This window comes from Fontimonas sp. SYSU GA230001, from assembly GCF_040066175.1.
Classification (GTDB): domain Bacteria; phylum Pseudomonadota; class Gammaproteobacteria; order Nevskiales; family Nevskiaceae; genus Solimonas.
In genome coordinates this window covers 70,050-86,869 of record NZ_JBEAAM010000004.1, presented here as the reverse complement: position 1 = coordinate 86,869, position 16,820 = coordinate 70,050, and the positions used below count along the sequence as shown (strand labels likewise).

Below are 16,820 nucleotides of genomic sequence, written 5' to 3'. Positions count from 1 at the left end.
CGTCCTGAGCGCCTGCGGAACATCGTCCGAACCCGCCCGATCGACCGACGGCCCACGCAACGGGGCCGCGGTCTGTGAGCCGTATGTCGGCCCGACAGCGGCGTCCCTGCGACACTACGAGGGCATGATGCACGAGCACTCGGCCTACTCCGACGGTGATCCGCACTTCATTCCAGCCGACTACTACGACATTGGCCTGCAGAACGGCTACGACTACATGGCCGGCTCCGAGCACTCCGACAGCCTCGATGCCGGCAATTTTCTGGCACTGCACGCGAGCTGCGATCCCACGTCGTCCCGCTTCGATCCGACCGCGCTCGAGTACTGCTTCCTCAACCCGACCGGAGACAAGCTGCAGAAGTGGCTGGCCACGCAGGACCAGGCGCAGGCCGCCAGCAGCGACCGTTTCCTGGCGATCCGCGGCTTCGAGTGGACCTCCGACGTGTTTGGCCACATCAACGTCTATTTCTCGCAGAACTTCACCAATGCGAAGACCGACGGCGGCTACGCGCTCACCCTGGAGACCTTCTGGGACTGGTTCACGCGCGATCCGCAGGTGCCGGGCCTGGCCGGTGCGGCGTCTTCGCCGGTGCCCTTCGGCGGCGGCGGCGACGGCCTGGCGCACTTCAACCATCCGCACAACAAGTGCCTGACCGGCAACGACCCGACCGACCTGACGCGCGGCTTCTGCGACTGGAACGACTACGCCTACGTCGCCGACGCCGACCTGCGCATGTTCGGCATGGAGGTCTATAACGACGCCAACCGCGAGGACCGCTACCTGCCCTACTACGTCCGAGCACTCGACAAGGGCTGGCATCTCGCACCGGTCGGGTCCGAGGACGAGCATTTCGCCGAGTACGCCGTCGAACACCGCCCCAAGACCGTGACGCTGGCGCAGGGGCTGACCGAGGCCGACTTCCGCGAAGCCTGGCTCGCGCGCCGCACCTACGCGCTCTCGCCCGGCCAGCACCTGCGCGCCGACCTGGTCGTCGATCACCAGGCACCGATGGGCGCACGCCTGACCTGTCCGTCGTCCGCCGGCACGCTGCCCCTGAGCGTGCAAATGGCCGAGCGCGACGGCACCCCAGTGGCCGTCACCTACCGGCTGTTCGGCCCCGGCGGCGACGAACTGGCCACGCACAGCGGCACCCGGGCCGAGTTCGCGCTGCCGATCGTCGCGGGATCCGAGCGCTGGTACTTCGTCCGCGTGGATGCGCCCGAGGGCGGATCGCTGGCCTATCTCGCGCCGGTCTGGATCACAGGACAATAAGACATGGCTCCACCGATCTCACGCCGCGACTTCATCCGCGCCGCCGCCGGCGTCGCCACCTGGCCGTTGCTGCAGGGCTGCAGCAGCGACGGTGCCTCCGCAGGCGTGGCGGTCGATCCGCGCCGCCTGCCCGATCCGGGTCAGAGCGGCATCGACCACGTCGTCGTCGTGATGATGGAGAACCGCTCCTTCGACCACATGCTCGGCTGGGTCCCCGGCGCCGATGGCCGTCAGGACGGCTTCAGCTTCCCGGACAAGAACGGCGTGCCGCAGTTCACGCACCGCCTGAGTCCGGATTTTGCCGGCTGCGGACTCGAAGATCCGCACCACGGCTACGGCTCCGGCCGCGTGCATTACAACAATGGTGCGATGGACGGCTTCCTCCAGGAAACCGAACCCGGCGACCTGTTCCCGATCGGCTACTACAGCGCCGACGACCTGCCGTTCTACAAGGGCTGCGCCGCGCACTGGACGATCTGCGACCGCTACCACTCTGGCATCCTCGCCTCGACGCAGGCCAACCGTGTCTACATGCACTGTGGGCAGACCGACCGCCGCAGCAACGACGCGGATCCGGTCACCGGTCTGCCGAAAACCTGCTCGCTGCCGACCCTCTGGGACGCCGCCGCCGAAGCCGGCATCCGTGCCGGCTACTTCTTCGGCAACCTGCCGCTGACCGCGCTGTGGATGGACAAGTACCTGGCGATCTCCAAACCTTACGAACTGTTCGAGGCGGTCTGCGCGGCCGGACAGCTGCCCAACATCACCTACGTCGATCCGTTCTTCTACCAGGCTGGTTTCGATCCGCTGTGCAACGACGACCACCCGCACGCCGACGTGCGCAACGGCCAGGCCTTCCTCAACCGCATCTACGACGCGCTGCGCCGCGCCCCCACCTGGGAGCGCACGCTCCTGGTGATCAATTACGACGAATGGGGCGGCTTCTACGACCACGTGCCGCCGCCTGTCATGCCGGTCTCGGAGCGCGAAGCGACGAACGTGAACAACGATGGCCGTCTGGGCTTCCGCGTGCCCTGCGTGCTGATCGGGCCGCGCGTGCGCCGCGGCCACGTCGAGCACACGCTGTTCGAGCCGAACTCGATCCTCAAGTTCATGGAATGGCGCTGGAACCTGCGCCCGCTCGGCGTGCGCTCGGCGACGACGAACAATCTCGCCCTGGCGCTGGATTTCGACCAGCCAGCGAACCCCGACGCTCCGGCTTTCGACGTGCCGGCGGGGCCGTTCGGCGATCCGTTCTGTGAGCAGTCGCTGCCCGGACTGCCCGGCATCAGCGCGAGCATGGCGGAACACGTCGCCGAGGTCGAAAGCCTGCGCGCGAAGGCGCGACTGGCCGGTTTCCCGGTATGAGCGCGCCCTGTCGGCGGACAGTGACGCTGGCGACGCTGGCGCTCCTGCGTTGTGCCAGAGGCGATCCCGCTCCCGTGGGGCCGAACGACCTCATTCGGCACGGCGCTCAGCACCGGTGGCTCAGACTGCCCGCTCGCATCCTCGGCGGCGGCGCATCGCGGGACGCGTCGAGACCGGGCGCCACTCGATCAGCGATCCGGCCATGGGGACTTGAGATGAAACCACCGTCGATCCGGCGAGCCGCCGCTCCGTCGATGCTCCTGGCGATCCTGGTGCTGGTGGCCTGCGCGGGTTCCGATCCGGTCGCCGCACCCGGTGCGCCGGACGGCGAAGACACGCCGCCGCCGGCGTCGTTCGTCGCCGTGCCCTTCGTGTCGGCACACCGCGGTGGTGCTGCCTACGCGCCGGAGAACACGATGCTCGCCTACCGCAATGCGGCGCGCCTGGGCGTGGACGACTTCGAGACCGACATGTTGCTGACCGCCGACGGCGTCGCCGTGCTGATCCACGACGACACGCTGGACCGCACCACCGACTGCAGCGGCAACGTCGCCGACAAGACCTACGCGGAGATCCTCGGCTGCGACGCCGCGTATTGGTGGTCGCCGGGCCAGGCCACGACTTCGCCGGACGCGGCACGCGCGCATCCACTGCGCGGCCGCGGCGTGACCGTGCCGACCGCCGCCGAGCTGTTCGCCTTCGCTGCAGGCTTTCAGGGCGCCTATGCGCCGACGGTGACCATCGAGATCAAGATCGCGCCGGCCGATCCGCTCGGCGCGACGGCCGCCGCGGCGCTGGTCGAACTGATCCACGCCAGCGGCATCGCCGACCGCATCATCGTGCAGTCCTTCAACCCGCTGGCGATCGACAGCGTCAAACGGCTCGATGCCTCGATCAAGACCCTCTACCTGACGCCCAGCGGCGCCTACCTGAGTCTCGCCTATGCCATCGCGGGCGGCCATGACTACGTGGCACCCTCGTTCGACTCGCCGGACCTGGACGCGGCGTTCGTCACTGCGGCCCACGCGGCCGGCAAACTTGTCGAACCCTGGACCGCCGACCGTGAAGCCGATATCCGCACGCTGATCGAACTCGGCGTCGATGGCATCATCACCAACTACCCCGGCTGCCTGCTGGCCATGCAGGAGCGCCTGCACACCGCCCGGCTCGCGCCCGCCGAAGCCGGTGCCGTCGAACTCGAACCATGCCGCTGAAAATGCGAAGCCCCGCACGAGGGCGGGGCTTGCGTTGAGACGGACCGCGCAGATCAGGCCGCTGTGCTCTTCGGCGCCTTGACCTCGGCGTTCTCGTAAACGACGAAGGGCTTGACCTCGCCGCGCACGACGGCGTCGTCCACCACGACCTTGCTGACGTTCTGCATCGACGGCAGGTCGTACATCACGTCCAGCAGGATGTTTTCGAGAATCGTGCGCAGGCCGCGCGCGCCGGTCTTGCGTTCCTTGGCACGCTTGGCGATCGCCTGCAGGGCCTCCTCGCGGAACTCGAGCTGCACGCCCTCCATGCTGAACAGCTTGGCGTACTGCTTGACCAGGGCGTTCTTCGGCTCCCGCAGAATCGCCATCAGCGCGGTCTCGTCGAGCTCCTCGAGCACGGCGCAGACCGGCAGGCGGCCGATGAATTCCGGAATCATGCCGAAGCGGATCAGGTCGTCCGGCTCGACGCGCGCCAGCAGCTCGGTGACGCGCTTGCTGTCCTTCTCCGACTTCACCTGCGCAGAGAAACCGATGCCGGTGCGTTCGGTGCGGCTCTGGATGACCTTGTCGAGACCGGCGAAAGCGCCGCCGCAGATGAACAGGATGCCGGCGGTGTTGACCTGCAGGAACTCCTGCTGCGGATGCTTGCGTCCGCCCTGCGGCGGCACGCTGGCGATCGTGCCTTCGATCAGCTTGAGCAGCGCCTGCTGCACGCCCTCGCCGGACACGTCGCGCGTGATGCTCGGGTTCTCGGACTTGCGCGAGATCTTGTCGATCTCGTCGATATAGACGATGCCGCGCTGCGCCTTCTCGATGTCGTAATCACACTTCTGCAGCAGACGCGCGATGATGTTCTCGACGTCCTCGCCGACGTAACCGGCTTCGGTCAGCGTCGTCGCATCGGCGATCGCGAACGGCACGTCGAGCAGGCGCGCCAGCGTTTCCGCGAGCAGCGTCTTGCCCGAGCCGGTCGGACCGATCAGCAGGATGTTCGACTTGGCGATCTCGACGCCGTCGGCCGTGCCCTTGAGCGACAGGCGCTTGTAATGGTTGTACACCGCGACCGACAGGATCTTCTTGGCCTGGTCCTGGCCGATCACGTACTCGTCGAGGACCGCGCGGATCTCGTGCGGCTTGGGCAGGCCCTTGGTCTGCGGCTTGGCATGCACCTCCTCGCGGATGATGTCGTTGCACAGATCGACGCATTCATCGCAGATGTACACCGAAGGACCCGCAATGAGCTTGCGAACCTCGTGCTCGCTCTTGCCGCAGAACGAGCAGTACAGCACGCGTCCGCCATGTGATCCGCTCCGGGTCTCGCTCGTCATCGTCTTACCTTACTCACCTCGGTGGAGCCGTCCGCGGCGATGGCTCGCCCGGCCGTCTCTGTATAGCACAGTGCCATTTTCCTGCAAAACGGGCGTCGAAACCGTGCCCGAATGCACCATTCATGCAGCCAAAACGACCCGCTGGACCAGAATCTGGTCGATCAGGCCGTATTCCTTGGCCTGTTCGGCGTTCATGAAGAAATCACGCTCGACGTCGCGGGCGATCTTGTCCAGCGGCTGACCGGTGTGCTCGGCCATCATCTGGTTGAGACGCTCGCGCAGATAGAGGATCTCGCGCGCCTGGATCTCGATGTCGCTGGCCTGGCCCTGCGCGCCGCCGGACGGCTGATGGATCATCACGCGCGCATTGGGCAGCGCATAACGCTTGCCCTTCGCGCCGGCCGACAGCAGGAACGCCCCCATGCTCGCCGCCTGGCCGATGCACATCGTGCTGACATCCGGCTTGATGAAGCGCATCGTGTCGTAGATCGACAGGCCCGAGGTGATCACGCCACCGGGCGAGTTGATGTACAGGTGGATGTCCTTGTCCGGATTCTCCGACTCCAGGAACAGCAGCTGCGCGACCACCAGGTTCGCCATGTAGTCGTCGATCGGCCCGACGATGAACACGACGCGCTCCTTGAGCAGTCGCGAGTAGATGTCGAACGCGCGCTCGCCGCGGGCGGTCTGTTCGACGACCATCGGAACGAGGTGCTGCGCGCGGGTCAGGATGTCGGTCATGGCTCGGTGTGTCATGAGTGGAGGGGCGGAGTCCGGCAGCGGCGTACCGGACTGCGGGCTTTCTCTACGCCTTGGCGGCGGCCTGCGGATTCAGCAGCTCGTCCAGCGTCATGGACTTGTCGCTGACCGTGCCGCCGGCGACCAGTGCATCGACGACCTGGTCCTCGAGCACCATCGCGCCCAGCCCCTGCATCAGGTCGGGACGCGCGCGGTAGAACGCCTTGACCTGATCCGGCTGCTCGTAATCGGCGGCCATGTTGTCGAGCGCCTTGTCCAGGCGCGCCGGATCGAGCTTGATCTGCCGCGACTTGATGACCTCGCCGATCAGCAGTCCCAGGCTCACGCGGCGGCGCGCCTGCGGCTCGAACACGGCGTCGGGCAACATCTCCTTGAGCCGGTCCGCATCGAGCTTGGCGACGTTCATGCGCGCCGCGGCTTCCTGGCGCATGCGCGGGATTTCCTGCTGGATCAGCGCGTCCGGCACTTCGATCGGATTGGCCGCCAGCAGCTGGTCCAGCGCCTGCGCCTTGAGCCGGTTCTGCACGCCCTTGTCACGCTCCTTCTCCAGCGCCGCCTTGCACTTGGCGCGCAGTGCCGCGACGCCGCCACCGTCCTCGACGCCGTGCGACTTGAGAAACTCCGCGTCGATCTCCGGCAGTTTGGCTTCCTCGACCGACTTGAGGTTCACCTCGAACTGCGCGGTCCGGCCGCGCAGGTTCTCGGCACGGTAGTCCGCGGGGAAGCGCACGTCCACGATGAACTGTTCGCCGGCGCGGTGACCGACGACGCCATTCTCCAGGTCCGGCAGGAACTGGCTGGCGCCGATCTCGAAGCTGACGTCCTTGCCCTCGCCGCCGGCGAAGGCCTCGCCGTCGAGCTTGCCGAGGAAGTCGATCTTGACGCGGTCGCCGGCTGCCGCCGCACGTTCGACCACGGCGAATTCGCGGCGCGCCTTGCGCAGGTTCTCGACGAGCTTGTCGATGTCCGCCTCGGACACCTCGACCACCGGCTTCTCGATCTTCAGCGCCTCGAGCGCCTGCAGCTTGATCTCGGGATAGACCTCGAAGTGCGCGACGTACTCGAGCGCCTCGCCGGTCTTTTCCGCGGTGATGTCGATCTTCGGCTGGCCGGCCGGATTCACGCCGGCCTGGCTGATCGCTTCCGGGTAGGTCTGCTGGACGATGTCGGAGATCGCGTCGATACGCGCGGCCTCGCCGAACTGCTGCTCGACCACCTTGCGCGGCGCCTTGCCCGGACGGAACCCCGGCAGCTTGGCGCGGCTGGCATAGCGCTTGAGGCGTTCATCGACGGCCTTGGCGACACGCTCGGCGGGCACGCGGACACGCATCTGCCGGTGCAGTCCGCCCGGCGATTCGACATGAACTTCCATTTCTAACACTCTGACCGTAATAGAGATTTATATGAGGATTATGGCGCCGCAGCTGGTGCGAAAGGAGAGACTCGAACTCTCACGCCTTGCGGCGCTGGAACCTAAATCCAGTGCGTCTACCAATTCCGCCACTTTCGCGGGTCGCGCAGTATAGCAGCGCCCATCGCCCGACTCGGCACCGATCGGCTACCCTTGCGCGCCATGCCTCCGGACCCGACCGCTCGCCGCCATACGCGGTGGCCCTATGCCGCGCTCGTGCTGCTGCTGGCCACGGCGATCGCGGCTGCGCTGCTGTCCGGTCCGGTGACGATCAGCCTGCCCAAACTGGCGTCGCTGGCCGGCTGGCCGGCCGATCCGCCACTGGACGGCTTCGAGCGCATCGCGCTGCTGCAGATCCGTCTGCCACGCGTGCTGCTGGCGCTGCTCCTCGGCGCGGCACTGGCCGTCGCCGGCGCCGGCATGCAGGGCATCGTCCGCAATCCGCTGGCCGATCCGGGCCTCCTCGGCGTCTCGGCGGGCGCCGCGCTCGCCGCTGCCGCCTTCATCGTGCTCGGACTCGGCCCCGGGCTGCCACCGGCCCTGACCCTGCCGGCGGTCAGCTTCGCCGGCGGCGCCGTCGCCGCGTGGGCGGTGCTGCGCCTGAGTCTGGTCGATGGCCGCACCCGCGTGGCCACGCTGCTGCTGACCGGCCTGGCGCTCAACGCCGTCGCCACCGCCGGCATCGCTTTGCTGTCGTATGTCGCCGACGATTACGCCCTGCGCGCGGTCACGCTGTGGATGTTCGGCTCGCTGAGCCGCGCCGGCCTCGCCGAGTTGAGCATCGGCGCGCCGCTGCTGCTGCTGGCGCTGGTGGCGATCGCGCTGCACGCCCGGTCGCTGAATGCCCTGCTGCTGGGCGAGGCCGAGGCGCAGCACCTCGGCGTCGATGTCGAGTCACTGAAACGGCGCATGATCGCTCTGGTCGTGCTCGCCGTGGCGACATCGGTCGCGCTCGCCGGCAGCATCGCCTTCGTCGGCCTGATCGTGCCGCACCTCGTGCGGCTGTGGACCGGTCCCGACCATCGCCGGCTGCTGCCGGCCTGCATGCTGCTCGGCGCGCTGCTGCTGCTGCTCGCCGACACCGCCGCACGCACGCTGTTCGCGCCGGCGGAGCTGCCGATCGGGGTGCTGACGGCGCTGATCGGCGGACCGCTCTTCATCGGACTGCTGCTGCGCCACGGCGACCGCGCGGAGATGGCATGAGCCTGAAGGCCTGCGGACTGAGCCATGCCGCCGGCGGCCGCGCACTGCTGCGCGACGTGTCGCTGCACGTGCACAGCGGCGAGGTGCATGCCGTGCTCGGCCCCAACGGCGCGGGCAAATCGACGCTGCTCCGGCTGCTGTCGGGCGAGCTGCGCGCGCAGGCCGGGACGGTCGAATGCGCCGGCCGGGCGCTGCACGCGTGGAGCCCGCGCGAACTGGCGCGCCTGCGCGCGGTGCTGCCGCAACGGGACCAGCTCGGCTTCGGCTTCACCGCAGCCGAGGTCGTGCACCTGGGCCGCCTGCCCTGCCCCGACCTGCCGCCGGAACAGGAGCGCGCGATCATCGACGCCGCGCTGGAGCGCACCGGCGCCGGTCACCTGCGTGAGCGCCGCTACACGAGCCTGTCCGGAGGCGAGCGCGCCCGCGTGCAGCTCGCACGGGTGCTGGCGCAGATCTGGAACCCGGTGGACCTCGGCCCCCGCACGCTGCTGCTCGACGAACCCACCGCGAGCCTCGATCTCGCGCACCAGCACCGCTGCCTGCGGATCGCGCGCGAATTCGCCGCCCAGGGCGTTGCCGTGGTCGTCGTCCTGCACGACCCGAACCTGGCCATGAGCTATGCCGACACGGCCACCCTGCTGTGCTGCGGCGAGACGATCGCGCAGGGCACGCCGCAGGCCGTACTGAGCCCGGAGCGTCTGTCACGGATCTACGGCGTCGAGGTCGAACTGCTGCGCGCCACTGGCGCGAGCCGGCCGTACATCGCCGTCAGGCCCTGAGCACGCGCACCAGCACCCCCCACAGGCGAAGCACCGCCAGGACCAGCGCACCGGCCAGCACGCCGAGCAGCGCGTTGACCAGCACCGACACGAGGCCGGCCGCACCCGGCACCGCGGCCAACGTCGCGGCGGCGTGTTCGACCGCGGGGTGCAGCGCCGGAATCCCGTGCGCGAGGATGCCGCCACCGACCAGGAACATCGCCAGCATGCCTGCCACCGACAGCAGCTTCATCAGCGAAGGCGCCAGACGCAGCAGCCCGGCACCGAGGCGCCGCGGCAACGTGCCCTTGCGCCGGCTCAGGTAAAGGCCCAGATCGTCGAGCTTGACGATGCCGGCGACCAGTCCGTACACCCCCACCGTCATCGCGATCGCGACGGCCGACAGCACGGCGACCTGGCGGCCGAACGCGGCGTCCGCGACGGTCCCGAGCGAGATCACGACGATCTCCGCGGACAGCACGAAATCGGTCCGCACCGCGCCCCGGATCTTGTCCCGTTCGTGCGCGACCCGGTCGATGGCCGGATCGGCGATCGCCCTGAGCCGCTCGGCACGCAGGTCGCCACCGCTGTCGGCGCCGTGCAGGAAACGGTGCGCGAGTTTCTCGAAGCCCTCGTAGCAGAGGAACGCACCACCGATCATCAGCAGCGGCACGATCGCCCACGGCGCCAGCACGCTGATCGCCAGCGCCGCCGGCACCAGGATCAGCTTGTTGACGAACGATCCCTTCGCGACCGCCCAGACCACCGGCAGCTCGCGGTCGGCGCTGACGCCGGCAACCTGCTGCGCGTTCAGCGCCAGATCGTCGCCGAGCACGCCGGCGGTCTTCTTGGCGGCGACCTTGGTCATGACCCCGACGTCGTCGAGGATCGTCGCGATGTCGTCGATCAATGCGAACAAGCTGCTGCCTGCCATCACACCCATCCCGGAAGATTGCGCGGCAGTGAACCCACGGCGGCCGCCGCAGCCCGCCGCGGGCGCAGCATAGCGGCGAATCGTCCCGCCGAGAGGATCTGCGGTCGGAAACGGGCCCGGGCCGTGTAAAATCGCACGATGAGCGTCCATCAAGCCCATTCGCCCTGGCGTTTTGCCGTCGCCCCGATGCTGGACTGGACGGACCGTCACTGCCGGTTCTTCCTGCGCCAGATGTCGCGTCACGCGCGCCTGTACACCGAGATGGTGTGTACGCAGGCGCTGATCTACGGCCCGCGTCGCCGGCTGCTGCGCCACGACCCGTGCGAACAGCCGGTCGCACTGCAGCTCGGCGGCTCGGAGATCGACGAACTGGTGCAGTGCGCCGAGTTCGCCGAGCAGTGGCGTTACGACGAGGTGAACCTCAATTGCGGCTGTCCCTCCGACAAGGTGCAGGAAGGCCGCTTCGGCGCCTGCCTGATGAACGAACCGCGGCATGTCGCCGACTCGGTACGCGCGATGCGCCAGGCGACCTCGCTGCCGGTGACCGTGAAGCACCGCATCGGCGTCGATGAATCCGAGGACTACGCGTTCATGCGCCACTTCGTCGAGACCGTCGCGGCCGCCGGTTGCGAGGTGTTCATCGTCCATGCCCGCAAGGCCTGGCTCAAGGGTCTGTCGCCCAAGGAGAACCGCGAGATTCCGCCGCTGCAATACGAGCAGGTGTACCGGCTCAAGCAGGAGTTCCCGCGACTGACCATCGTCATCAACGGCGGGATCAAGACCCTGGCGGACTGCGACGCGCATCTGCGCCATGTCGATGGCGTGATGCTCGGCCGCGAGATCTACGATCATCCGTATTTCCTCGCCGACGTCGATCGGCATCTGTTCGCCGACGCCCGCCCCGCGCCGTCACGCCACGAAGTGGTCGAGTTGCTCAAGCCCTACGTCGCGCGTGAACTCGACAGCGGCACACCGCTGGGCCACATCACGCGCCACATCCTCGGCCTGTACCGCGGCCTGCCCGGCGCTCGCGGCTTCCGCAGGACGCTCTCCGAGGGCGTGCACCACGGCGCCGGCGATCTCGAACTGCTCGACCATGCCCTGGCCGAAGTCGATTCCGTTCCCAACCCTGCCATTGCTGCCTGATCCAATGAAACTCGATTCGATCAAGACACTCCTGACCTCGCTGATCCTGAGCCTGATGATGACCACCGCCAATGCCGCTGCACCCGTCCGTGTCCTGATGGAAACGTCGATGGGCAACATCACGCTCGAACTCGACGCCGACAAGGCACCGAAGTCGGTGGCCAACTTCGTGCAGTACGTCAACGACAAGCACTACGACGGCCTGGTGTTCCACCGCGTGATCAAGAACTTCATGATCCAGGGCGGTGGTTACGACGAGACCTACGCGCAGCGCAAGACACGCGCGCCGATCGACAACGAGGCCAAGAATGGCCTCAAGAACACGCGCGGCACCATCGCGATGGCGCGGACGGCGGTGCCGAACTCGGCCACGTCGCAGTTCTTCATCAACCACGCCGACAACGCGTTCCTCGATTACCCGGGCCAGGATGGCTGGGGCTACGCGGTGTTCGGCAAGGTCGTCGAAGGCATGGACGTCGTGGACAAGATCGCGGCGATGCCGACCGGCAACATCCCGCCGTTCGGCCGCGACGTGCCGATGACGCCGGTGGTGATCAAGCGCGTCAGCGTCGTCGAGGCGTCCACCAAGGTCAAATGACGGAGCGGGGCGCATGAAGGCGCTCTTCCTCTCCGATCTGCATCTGCCCGCCGAGCCCTCGCCGCTGCGCGAGGGCTTTCTGCGTTTTCTGGCCGGCCCTGCGCGTGCCGCACGGTCGGTGTGGCTGCTCGGCGACATCTTCGAGTACTGGATCGGCGACGATGTCGGCCTGCAGGTCTATGCGCCCGAAGTCGCCGCCCTGCGCGATCTGACCGCGCACGGCGTCGCCGTGCACTTCATGCATGGCAACCGCGATTTCCTCGTCGGACGGCGTTTCGCGCACGCGGCCGACGTGACGCTGGCCCAAGACCCGGTCGTCGTCGAACTCGATGGACGGGCGGCGCTGCTGTCGCATGGCGACCTGTGGTGCACCGACGATCACGCCTACCAGCGCTGGCGGCGTTTTTCGCGGAACCGCGCCGCGCAGGCGCTCTTCGTGCGCTTGCCCCGGCGGCTGCGCGAACGTGTCGCCGGCGGCGTGCGCAGTCGCAGTGACAGCGAGAAACGCAACAAGCCGGAGGCGATCATGGACGTGAACCCGGCTGCGATCGAACGGGCGTTGCGGCGCAGCGGCACACGCCTGCTGATCCATGGTCACACGCATCGTCCGGACGACCATGCGCTGCACATCGACGGACAGCCCGCCCAGCGCATCGTCCTCGCCGACTGGCGCCCGCAGCGCATGGAGTACCTCGAGGCGGACCGTGGCGCGCTGCGCCGGATCGTGCTCTAGACCAGCTCCGCGTCGCTGAAGCCGGCATCGAGCCGCGCCGGCCGGTTGAACGGCGGATGCAGGCGCACGCCGTGTTCCTGCAGCAGCCTGCGAAAGGTCGGCTCCGGCTCCAGCCCGCGCTGCGCGCACAAGTGACGGAACCAGTGCGTGCCGATGGCGACGTGGCGCACTTCCTCGCGCAGGATCACTTCGAGCACGGCGATACTGTCGGTGTCGCCGACGTCGCGCAGGCGCCGGATGATCGAAGGGGTCACGTCGAGTCCGCGGGCCTCCAGCACGCGCGGTACCAGTGCCATGCGCAGCAGCGGATCGTGCGCAGTCTTCTCCGCCGCCTCCCACAACCCGTTGTGCGCGGGAAAGTCGCCGTACGCGCGGCCCATGCGGCGCAGCCGGTGCTGCAGCATCTCGAAGTGGCGCGCCTCGTCCTCGGCCACGCTGATCCAGTCGGCATGGAAGGCCGGCGGCAGTCCATCGAAACGGCAGACGGCATCCAGCGCGAGGTTGATGGCGTTGAACTCGATGTGTGCGACCGCATGCAGCAGCGCACAGCGCCCCTCGACCGTGCCGAGTCCGCGGCGCGGCACTTCGCGCGGGCCCACCAGCACCGGCCGCTGCGGCCGGCCGGGCACCTGCGTCCAGTCGAAACCGGATGCCGCGAGATCGCCGCTCGCGCCCGTCAGCGCGTGGACGAGCGTGCACTTGCGCTCTGGATCGCGCTCGATCAGCGCATCGAAAGCCCGCGCGCGCAGGTTCACGTCAGGCCGCGCGCGAGATCCGCCTTGATGTCCGCGACATCCTCCAGGCCCACGGCGACGCGCACCAGACCCTCGCCGATGCCGGCCGCGGCGCGTGCTTCGGGCGTGATGCGTCCATGCGTCGTCGTCGCCGGATGGGTGATGGTCGTGCGCGTGTCGCCGAGGTTGGCGGTGATCGAAACCATGCGCGTGCTGTCGATCAGCTTCCACGCTGCCGCGCGACCGCCACTCAGTTCGAAGCTGACGATGCCGCCGAACCCGCTCTGTTGGCGTTGCGCGAGCACGTGCTGCGGGTGGCTGGCCAGACCGGGGTAATGGACCCGCTCGACCGCCGGCTGCTCGTCGAGCCACTCGGCGAGCGCCTGTGCGTTTGCGCAATGCGCATTCATGCGCACCGAGAGGGTTTCCAGTCCCTTGAGGAACACCCAGGCATTGAATGGACTCATGCATGGACCGGCCGTGCGCATGAAGCCGAACACGTCCTTGCCGACGCGCTCGGCATCACCGACGATCGCGCCGCCGACGCAGCGGCCCTGTCCGTCGATGTACTTGGTCGCCGAGTGGATCACGAAGTCGGCGCCCAAGCGCAGCGGCTGCTGCAGCACCGGCGTCAGGAAACAGTTATCGACACACAGCCACACGCCGCGGCGTCGGGCGATCCCGGCCAGCGCGGCGATGTCGGCCAGTTCGCACAGCGGATTGGATGGCGTCTCGACGAACAGCAGCCGCGTGTTCGGCCGGATCGCCGCCTCCCAGGCGGCCAGATCGGCCATCGGCACGTAGCTGGTGGCGACGCCGAACCGTGCGATGACGTTGTTGAACAGGTTGATCGTCGAGCCGAACAAGCCGTTGGACGCGACGATGTGATCGCCCTGCTTGAGCAGCGCCAGGCACAGGCTCAGCACCGCGGCCATGCCGCTGGCGGTCGCCACGCAGCTCTGCCCGCCCTCCAGCGCGGCGAGACGGCGTTCGAATGCCTCGACGGTGGGATTGGTGAAGCGGGAGTAGATGTAGCCTGGCGCCTCGCCCTTGAACACGGCCTCGGCCTCGGCCGCACTGGAAAACACGTAGCTCGACGTCAGTGACACCGACGCCGAATGCTCGCGGTTCTCGGTGCGCGGCTCGGCGGCGCGCACGCCGAGGGTCGAGTAACCCCAGTCGGGATCGAAAAACTCGTTCATCGGTTTAGTTTCCGGCTTCCGGCTTCCGGTTTCCAGTTGTTCTCGGTCCGGAAACTGCCGACCGGAAACCGCCGTCAGGCATTCGGCAGTTCGATCATGGTCTGCGCACGCTGGCGCGCGGCCTTGGCCGAATCCGAACGGAACAGCTCGAGCTGACTCAGGTACTCGGCGGTAACGTCCTGCGTGATGTACTCGCCGGTGAACACCGAGCAGTCGAAGCGCGTGATCGCCGGGTTGCCGGCGCGCACCGCCTCGATCAGGTCCTCGAGATCCTGGTAGATCAGCCGGTCGGCGCCGAGCAGCGTGGTCAGCTCCTCGACACTGCGTCCGTGCGCGACCAGCTCGGAGCTGGTCGGCATGTCGATGCCATAGACGTTCGGATAGCGCACCGGCGGCGCCGCGGAGGCGAAATACACCTTGTTTGCGCCGGCATCGCGCGCCATCTGGATGATCTCCTTCGAGGTCGTGCCGCGCACGATCGAGTCGTCCACCAGCAGCACGTTCTTGCCGCGGAATTCGATATCGACCGGATTGAGCTTCTGGCGCACCGACTTCTTGCGCTGCGCCTGGCCGGGCATGATGAAGGTGCGGCCGATGTAGCGGTTCTTGATGAAGCCCTCGCGGTAGTTCACGCCCAGACGGGCCGCCAGCTCGGCGCCGGCGACACGCGAGGTGTCCGGAATCGGGATCACGACGTCGATGTCGTGGTCGGGCCACTCGCGCAGGATTTTCTCCGCGAGTTTCACGCCCATGCGCAGGCGCGCCTTGTACACATAGATGTCGTCCATCACCGAGTCCGGCCGCGCCAGATAGACGTGCTCGAAGATGCACGGCGAATAGATCGGATTGGCCGCGCACTGCCGCTTGTGCAGCTTGCCATCCAGCGTGATCAGCACCGCCTCGCCCGGCGCGATGTCGCCGATCATCTCGTAGCCCAGCGCCGCCAGCGCGACCGATTCCGAGGCGATCATGTAGTCCATGCCGCGTGGCGTCTCGCGCTGCCCGTACACCGCCGGACGGATGCCGAAGGGATCGCGAAAGCCGACGATGCCGTAACCGGTGATCATCGCCACGCAGGCATAGGCACCGCGGCAGCGCTGGTGCACCCCCGACACGGCCGCGAACACGTCCTCCGGGGTCAGGCGCAGCACACCGCGCTGCAGCAGCTCGTGTGCGAAGACGTTGAGCAGGACTTCCGAGTCCGACTCCGTGTTGAGATGCCGGCGGTCCTGCAGGAACAGCTCCTGCTTGAGCTCCTCGGCATTGGTCAGATTGCCGTTGTGGGACAACGAGATGCCGAACGGCGTGTTGGTGTAGAACGGCTGCGCCTCGGCCGACGTCGAACAGCCCGCGGTCGGATAGCGCACATGGGCCACACCCATGCGGCCGCGCAGCTTGACCATCTGGTCGTCGGCGTTGAACACGTCCCGCACCAGCCCGTTCTCCTTGCGCAGGTACAGGCGATGTCCTTCATTGGTGATGATCCCCGCGGCATCCTGTCCGCGGTGCTGGAGCATGGTCAGCGCGTCGAACAGTTCCGAGTTGACCGCGCTGCCCTGGGAGACGATGCCGGAGATTCCGCACATGGTTACTGGCTCGATGAGGAACTGGACGGAAGCGCCGGCTTGAGCAGGTCCAGCCAGCGCGCCGGGATGAGCGTCTCGGCGCCGCGCGCCAGCGGCGTGAAGCGGTCGATCAGCAGCGACTGCCGCCACCACAGGTTTTCGCCGGCACCCATGCGACCCGCGACGAGCACGAACAGGCTGACGGCAACGACCGCGCGCACGACACCGAGGCCGCCGCCCATCGTGCGGTCGGCGGGCGAGAAGCGGCTGTCGCGCACGGCGACGACGATGAAATGCGTGATCACCGCACCGGCGAACAGCGCCAGCAGGAACACGATCGCGCTGGCGGCCGCCTCGCGCAGCGCCGGGTCACCGAGGTGCGGTTCGAGCCGCACGCCGACCATGCTGCTGAACAGCCACGCGGCGACGAAGGCCGCGATCCAGGTCGCCAGACTCAACACCTCGCGGGTGAATCCGCGCCAGACGCCGACCAGCACGGAAACGATGAAGACGGACAGGATGCAGTAGTCGATCCAAGTCATGCGCGGGCAATACGTGCGGCAGCGCGGCATCTTATCACTTCACGGCACTACC

General features: G+C 67.8%; 16 protein-coding genes and 1 tRNA gene. 8 read left to right on the top strand and 9 right to left on the bottom strand.

Annotation, left to right across the window (positions count from 1 at the left end):
- The first annotated feature begins 127 nt into the window (after nucleotides 1–127).
- From AAG565_RS02540 to AAG565_RS02530, 3 genes are all read left to right on the top strand, one after another.
- The gene (locus AAG565_RS02540; RefSeq protein ID WP_348817971.1) at nucleotides 128–1,273 is read left to right on the top strand and encodes a hypothetical protein; all 1,146 of its coding nucleotides are present in this window, start codon (nucleotides 128–130) and stop codon (nucleotides 1,271–1,273) included.
- A gap of 3 nt (nucleotides 1,274–1,276) precedes the next feature.
- Nucleotides 1,277–2,641: an alkaline phosphatase family protein gene (locus AAG565_RS02535; RefSeq protein WP_348817970.1), complete on the top strand. Its 1,365-nt coding sequence runs from the start codon at nucleotides 1,277–1,279 to the stop codon at nucleotides 2,639–2,641.
- Nucleotides 2,642–2,895: 254 nt separating this feature from the next.
- Complete coding sequence (locus tag AAG565_RS02530; RefSeq protein ID WP_348817969.1) at nucleotides 2,896–3,855, top strand: glycerophosphodiester phosphodiesterase family protein; 960 nt, start codon at nucleotides 2,896–2,898, stop codon at nucleotides 3,853–3,855.
- Between the two features lie 53 nt (nucleotides 3,856–3,908).
- Here AAG565_RS02530 and clpX read toward each other — a convergent pair whose 3' ends face one another.
- The 4 genes from clpX to AAG565_RS02510 form a co-directional block, all read right to left on the bottom strand.
- Complete coding sequence (gene clpX / locus AAG565_RS02525; RefSeq protein WP_348817968.1) at nucleotides 3,909–5,183, bottom strand: ATP-dependent Clp protease ATP-binding subunit ClpX; 1,275 nt, start codon at nucleotides 5,181–5,183, stop codon at nucleotides 3,909–3,911.
- Between the two features lie 120 nt (nucleotides 5,184–5,303).
- Nucleotides 5,304–5,924 (bottom strand): ATP-dependent Clp endopeptidase proteolytic subunit ClpP, encoded by a 621-nt coding sequence (clpP, locus tag AAG565_RS02520; protein ID WP_348817967.1) that lies wholly within the window; start codon nucleotides 5,922–5,924, stop codon nucleotides 5,304–5,306.
- A 64-nt stretch (nucleotides 5,925–5,988) separates the two neighbouring features.
- Nucleotides 5,989–7,314 (bottom strand): trigger factor, encoded by a 1,326-nt coding sequence (gene tig, locus AAG565_RS02515; RefSeq protein WP_348817966.1) that lies wholly within the window; start codon nucleotides 7,312–7,314, stop codon nucleotides 5,989–5,991.
- A gap of 53 nt (nucleotides 7,315–7,367) precedes the next feature.
- Nucleotides 7,368–7,452 (bottom strand) — tRNA-Leu (locus AAG565_RS02510).
- Nucleotides 7,453–7,515: 63 nt separating this feature from the next.
- On the opposite strand from AAG565_RS02510, the gene AAG565_RS02505 reads away from it, so the two are divergent.
- Entirely contained in the window at nucleotides 7,516–8,556 is a 1,041-nt protein-coding gene (locus AAG565_RS02505) for an iron ABC transporter permease (protein ID WP_348817965.1), read from the top strand.
- Nucleotides 8,553–9,335, top strand: coding sequence for a heme ABC transporter ATP-binding protein (locus AAG565_RS02500; protein ID WP_348817964.1), 783 nt, complete (start codon nucleotides 8,553–8,555; stop codon nucleotides 9,333–9,335). The genes AAG565_RS02505 and AAG565_RS02500 overlap by 4 nt, the downstream gene beginning before the upstream one ends.
- On the opposite strand, the gene AAG565_RS02495 is transcribed toward AAG565_RS02500, so the two are convergent.
- The gene (locus tag AAG565_RS02495; protein ID WP_348817963.1) at nucleotides 9,325–10,248 is read right to left on the bottom strand and encodes a DUF808 domain-containing protein; all 924 of its coding nucleotides are present in this window, start codon (nucleotides 10,246–10,248) and stop codon (nucleotides 9,325–9,327) included. The genes AAG565_RS02500 and AAG565_RS02495 overlap by 11 nt on opposite strands.
- A gap of 138 nt (nucleotides 10,249–10,386) precedes the next feature.
- Here AAG565_RS02495 and dusA point away from each other — a divergent pair, with 138 nt between their 5' ends.
- The 3 genes from dusA to AAG565_RS02480 are packed head-to-tail and all read left to right on the top strand — an operon-like array spanning nucleotide 10,387 to nucleotide 12,725.
- Nucleotides 10,387–11,394, top strand: a complete 1,008-nt coding sequence (gene dusA / locus AAG565_RS02490) for a tRNA dihydrouridine(20/20a) synthase DusA (protein WP_348817962.1) — start codon at nucleotides 10,387–10,389, stop codon at nucleotides 11,392–11,394.
- A 55-nt stretch (nucleotides 11,395–11,449) separates the two neighbouring features.
- Nucleotides 11,450–11,992 carry a peptidylprolyl isomerase gene (locus tag AAG565_RS02485; RefSeq protein ID WP_348818073.1) on the top strand — a complete coding sequence of 181 codons (543 nt, stop codon included), beginning with the start codon at nucleotides 11,450–11,452 and terminating at the stop codon, nucleotides 11,990–11,992.
- Nucleotides 11,993–12,005: 13 nt separating this feature from the next.
- Nucleotides 12,006–12,725: a UDP-2,3-diacylglucosamine diphosphatase gene (locus tag AAG565_RS02480; RefSeq protein ID WP_348817961.1), complete on the top strand. Its 720-nt coding sequence runs from the start codon at nucleotides 12,006–12,008 to the stop codon at nucleotides 12,723–12,725.
- On the opposite strand, the gene AAG565_RS02475 is transcribed toward AAG565_RS02480, so the two are convergent.
- The 4 genes from AAG565_RS02475 to AAG565_RS02460 all read right to left on the bottom strand — a co-directional run bounded on the left by AAG565_RS02475 (nucleotide 12,722) and on the right by AAG565_RS02460 (nucleotide 16,768).
- Complete coding sequence (locus tag AAG565_RS02475) at nucleotides 12,722–13,480, bottom strand: ferritin-like domain-containing protein (protein ID WP_348817960.1); 759 nt, start codon at nucleotides 13,478–13,480, stop codon at nucleotides 12,722–12,724. The genes AAG565_RS02480 and AAG565_RS02475 overlap by 4 nt on opposite strands.
- The gene (locus tag AAG565_RS02470; protein WP_348817959.1) at nucleotides 13,477–14,661 is read right to left on the bottom strand and encodes an O-succinylhomoserine sulfhydrylase; all 1,185 of its coding nucleotides are present in this window, start codon (nucleotides 14,659–14,661) and stop codon (nucleotides 13,477–13,479) included. The genes AAG565_RS02475 and AAG565_RS02470 overlap by 4 nt, the downstream gene beginning before the upstream one ends.
- 74 nt (nucleotides 14,662–14,735) lie before the next feature.
- Nucleotides 14,736–16,247 carry an amidophosphoribosyltransferase gene (gene purF / locus AAG565_RS02465; RefSeq protein ID WP_348817958.1) on the bottom strand — a complete coding sequence of 504 codons (1,512 nt, stop codon included), beginning with the start codon at nucleotides 16,245–16,247 and terminating at the stop codon, nucleotides 14,736–14,738.
- Nucleotides 16,248–16,249: 2 nt separating this feature from the next.
- A complete protein-coding gene (locus tag AAG565_RS02460; RefSeq protein WP_348817957.1) occupies nucleotides 16,250–16,768 on the bottom strand; it encodes a CvpA family protein in 519 nt (172 codons plus the stop codon).
- Nucleotides 16,769–16,820 lie beyond the last annotated feature (52 nt).

What these genes read in the sequence shown, in the direction of transcription:
- AAG565_RS02495 (WP_348817963.1), bottom strand. Translation starts at nt 10,248, where the DNA reads ATGGCAGGCAGCAGCTTGTTCGCATTGATCGACGACATCGCGACGATC.
- clpX (WP_348817968.1), bottom strand. Translation starts at nt 5,183, where the DNA reads ATGACGAGCGAGACCCGGAGCGGATCACATGGCGGACGCGTGCTGTAC.
- clpP (WP_348817967.1), bottom strand. Translation starts at nt 5,924, where the DNA reads ATGACCGACATCCTGACCCGCGCGCAGCACCTCGTTCCGATGGTCGTC.
- AAG565_RS02485 (WP_348818073.1), top strand. Translation starts at nt 11,450, where the DNA reads ATGATGACCACCGCCAATGCCGCTGCACCCGTCCGTGTCCTGATGGAA.
- AAG565_RS02535 (WP_348817970.1), top strand. Translation starts at nt 1,277, where the DNA reads ATGGCTCCACCGATCTCACGCCGCGACTTCATCCGCGCCGCCGCCGGC.
- AAG565_RS02540 (WP_348817971.1), top strand. Translation starts at nt 128, where the DNA reads ATGCACGAGCACTCGGCCTACTCCGACGGTGATCCGCACTTCATTCCA.
- AAG565_RS02480 (WP_348817961.1), top strand. Translation starts at nt 12,006, where the DNA reads ATGAAGGCGCTCTTCCTCTCCGATCTGCATCTGCCCGCCGAGCCCTCG.
- AAG565_RS02470 (WP_348817959.1), bottom strand. Translation starts at nt 14,661, where the DNA reads ATGAACGAGTTTTTCGATCCCGACTGGGGTTACTCGACCCTCGGCGTG.
- AAG565_RS02505 (WP_348817965.1), top strand. Translation starts at nt 7,516, where the DNA reads ATGCCTCCGGACCCGACCGCTCGCCGCCATACGCGGTGGCCCTATGCC.
- AAG565_RS02500 (WP_348817964.1), top strand. Translation starts at nt 8,553, where the DNA reads ATGAGCCTGAAGGCCTGCGGACTGAGCCATGCCGCCGGCGGCCGCGCA.
- purF (WP_348817958.1), bottom strand. Translation starts at nt 16,247, where the DNA reads ATGTGCGGAATCTCCGGCATCGTCTCCCAGGGCAGCGCGGTCAACTCG.
- AAG565_RS02530 (WP_348817969.1), top strand. Translation starts at nt 2,896, where the DNA reads ATGCTCCTGGCGATCCTGGTGCTGGTGGCCTGCGCGGGTTCCGATCCG.
- AAG565_RS02460 (WP_348817957.1), bottom strand. Translation starts at nt 16,768, where the DNA reads ATGACTTGGATCGACTACTGCATCCTGTCCGTCTTCATCGTTTCCGTG.
- tig (WP_348817966.1), bottom strand. Translation starts at nt 7,314, where the DNA reads ATGGAAGTTCATGTCGAATCGCCGGGCGGACTGCACCGGCAGATGCGT.
- dusA (WP_348817962.1), top strand. Translation starts at nt 10,387, where the DNA reads ATGAGCGTCCATCAAGCCCATTCGCCCTGGCGTTTTGCCGTCGCCCCG.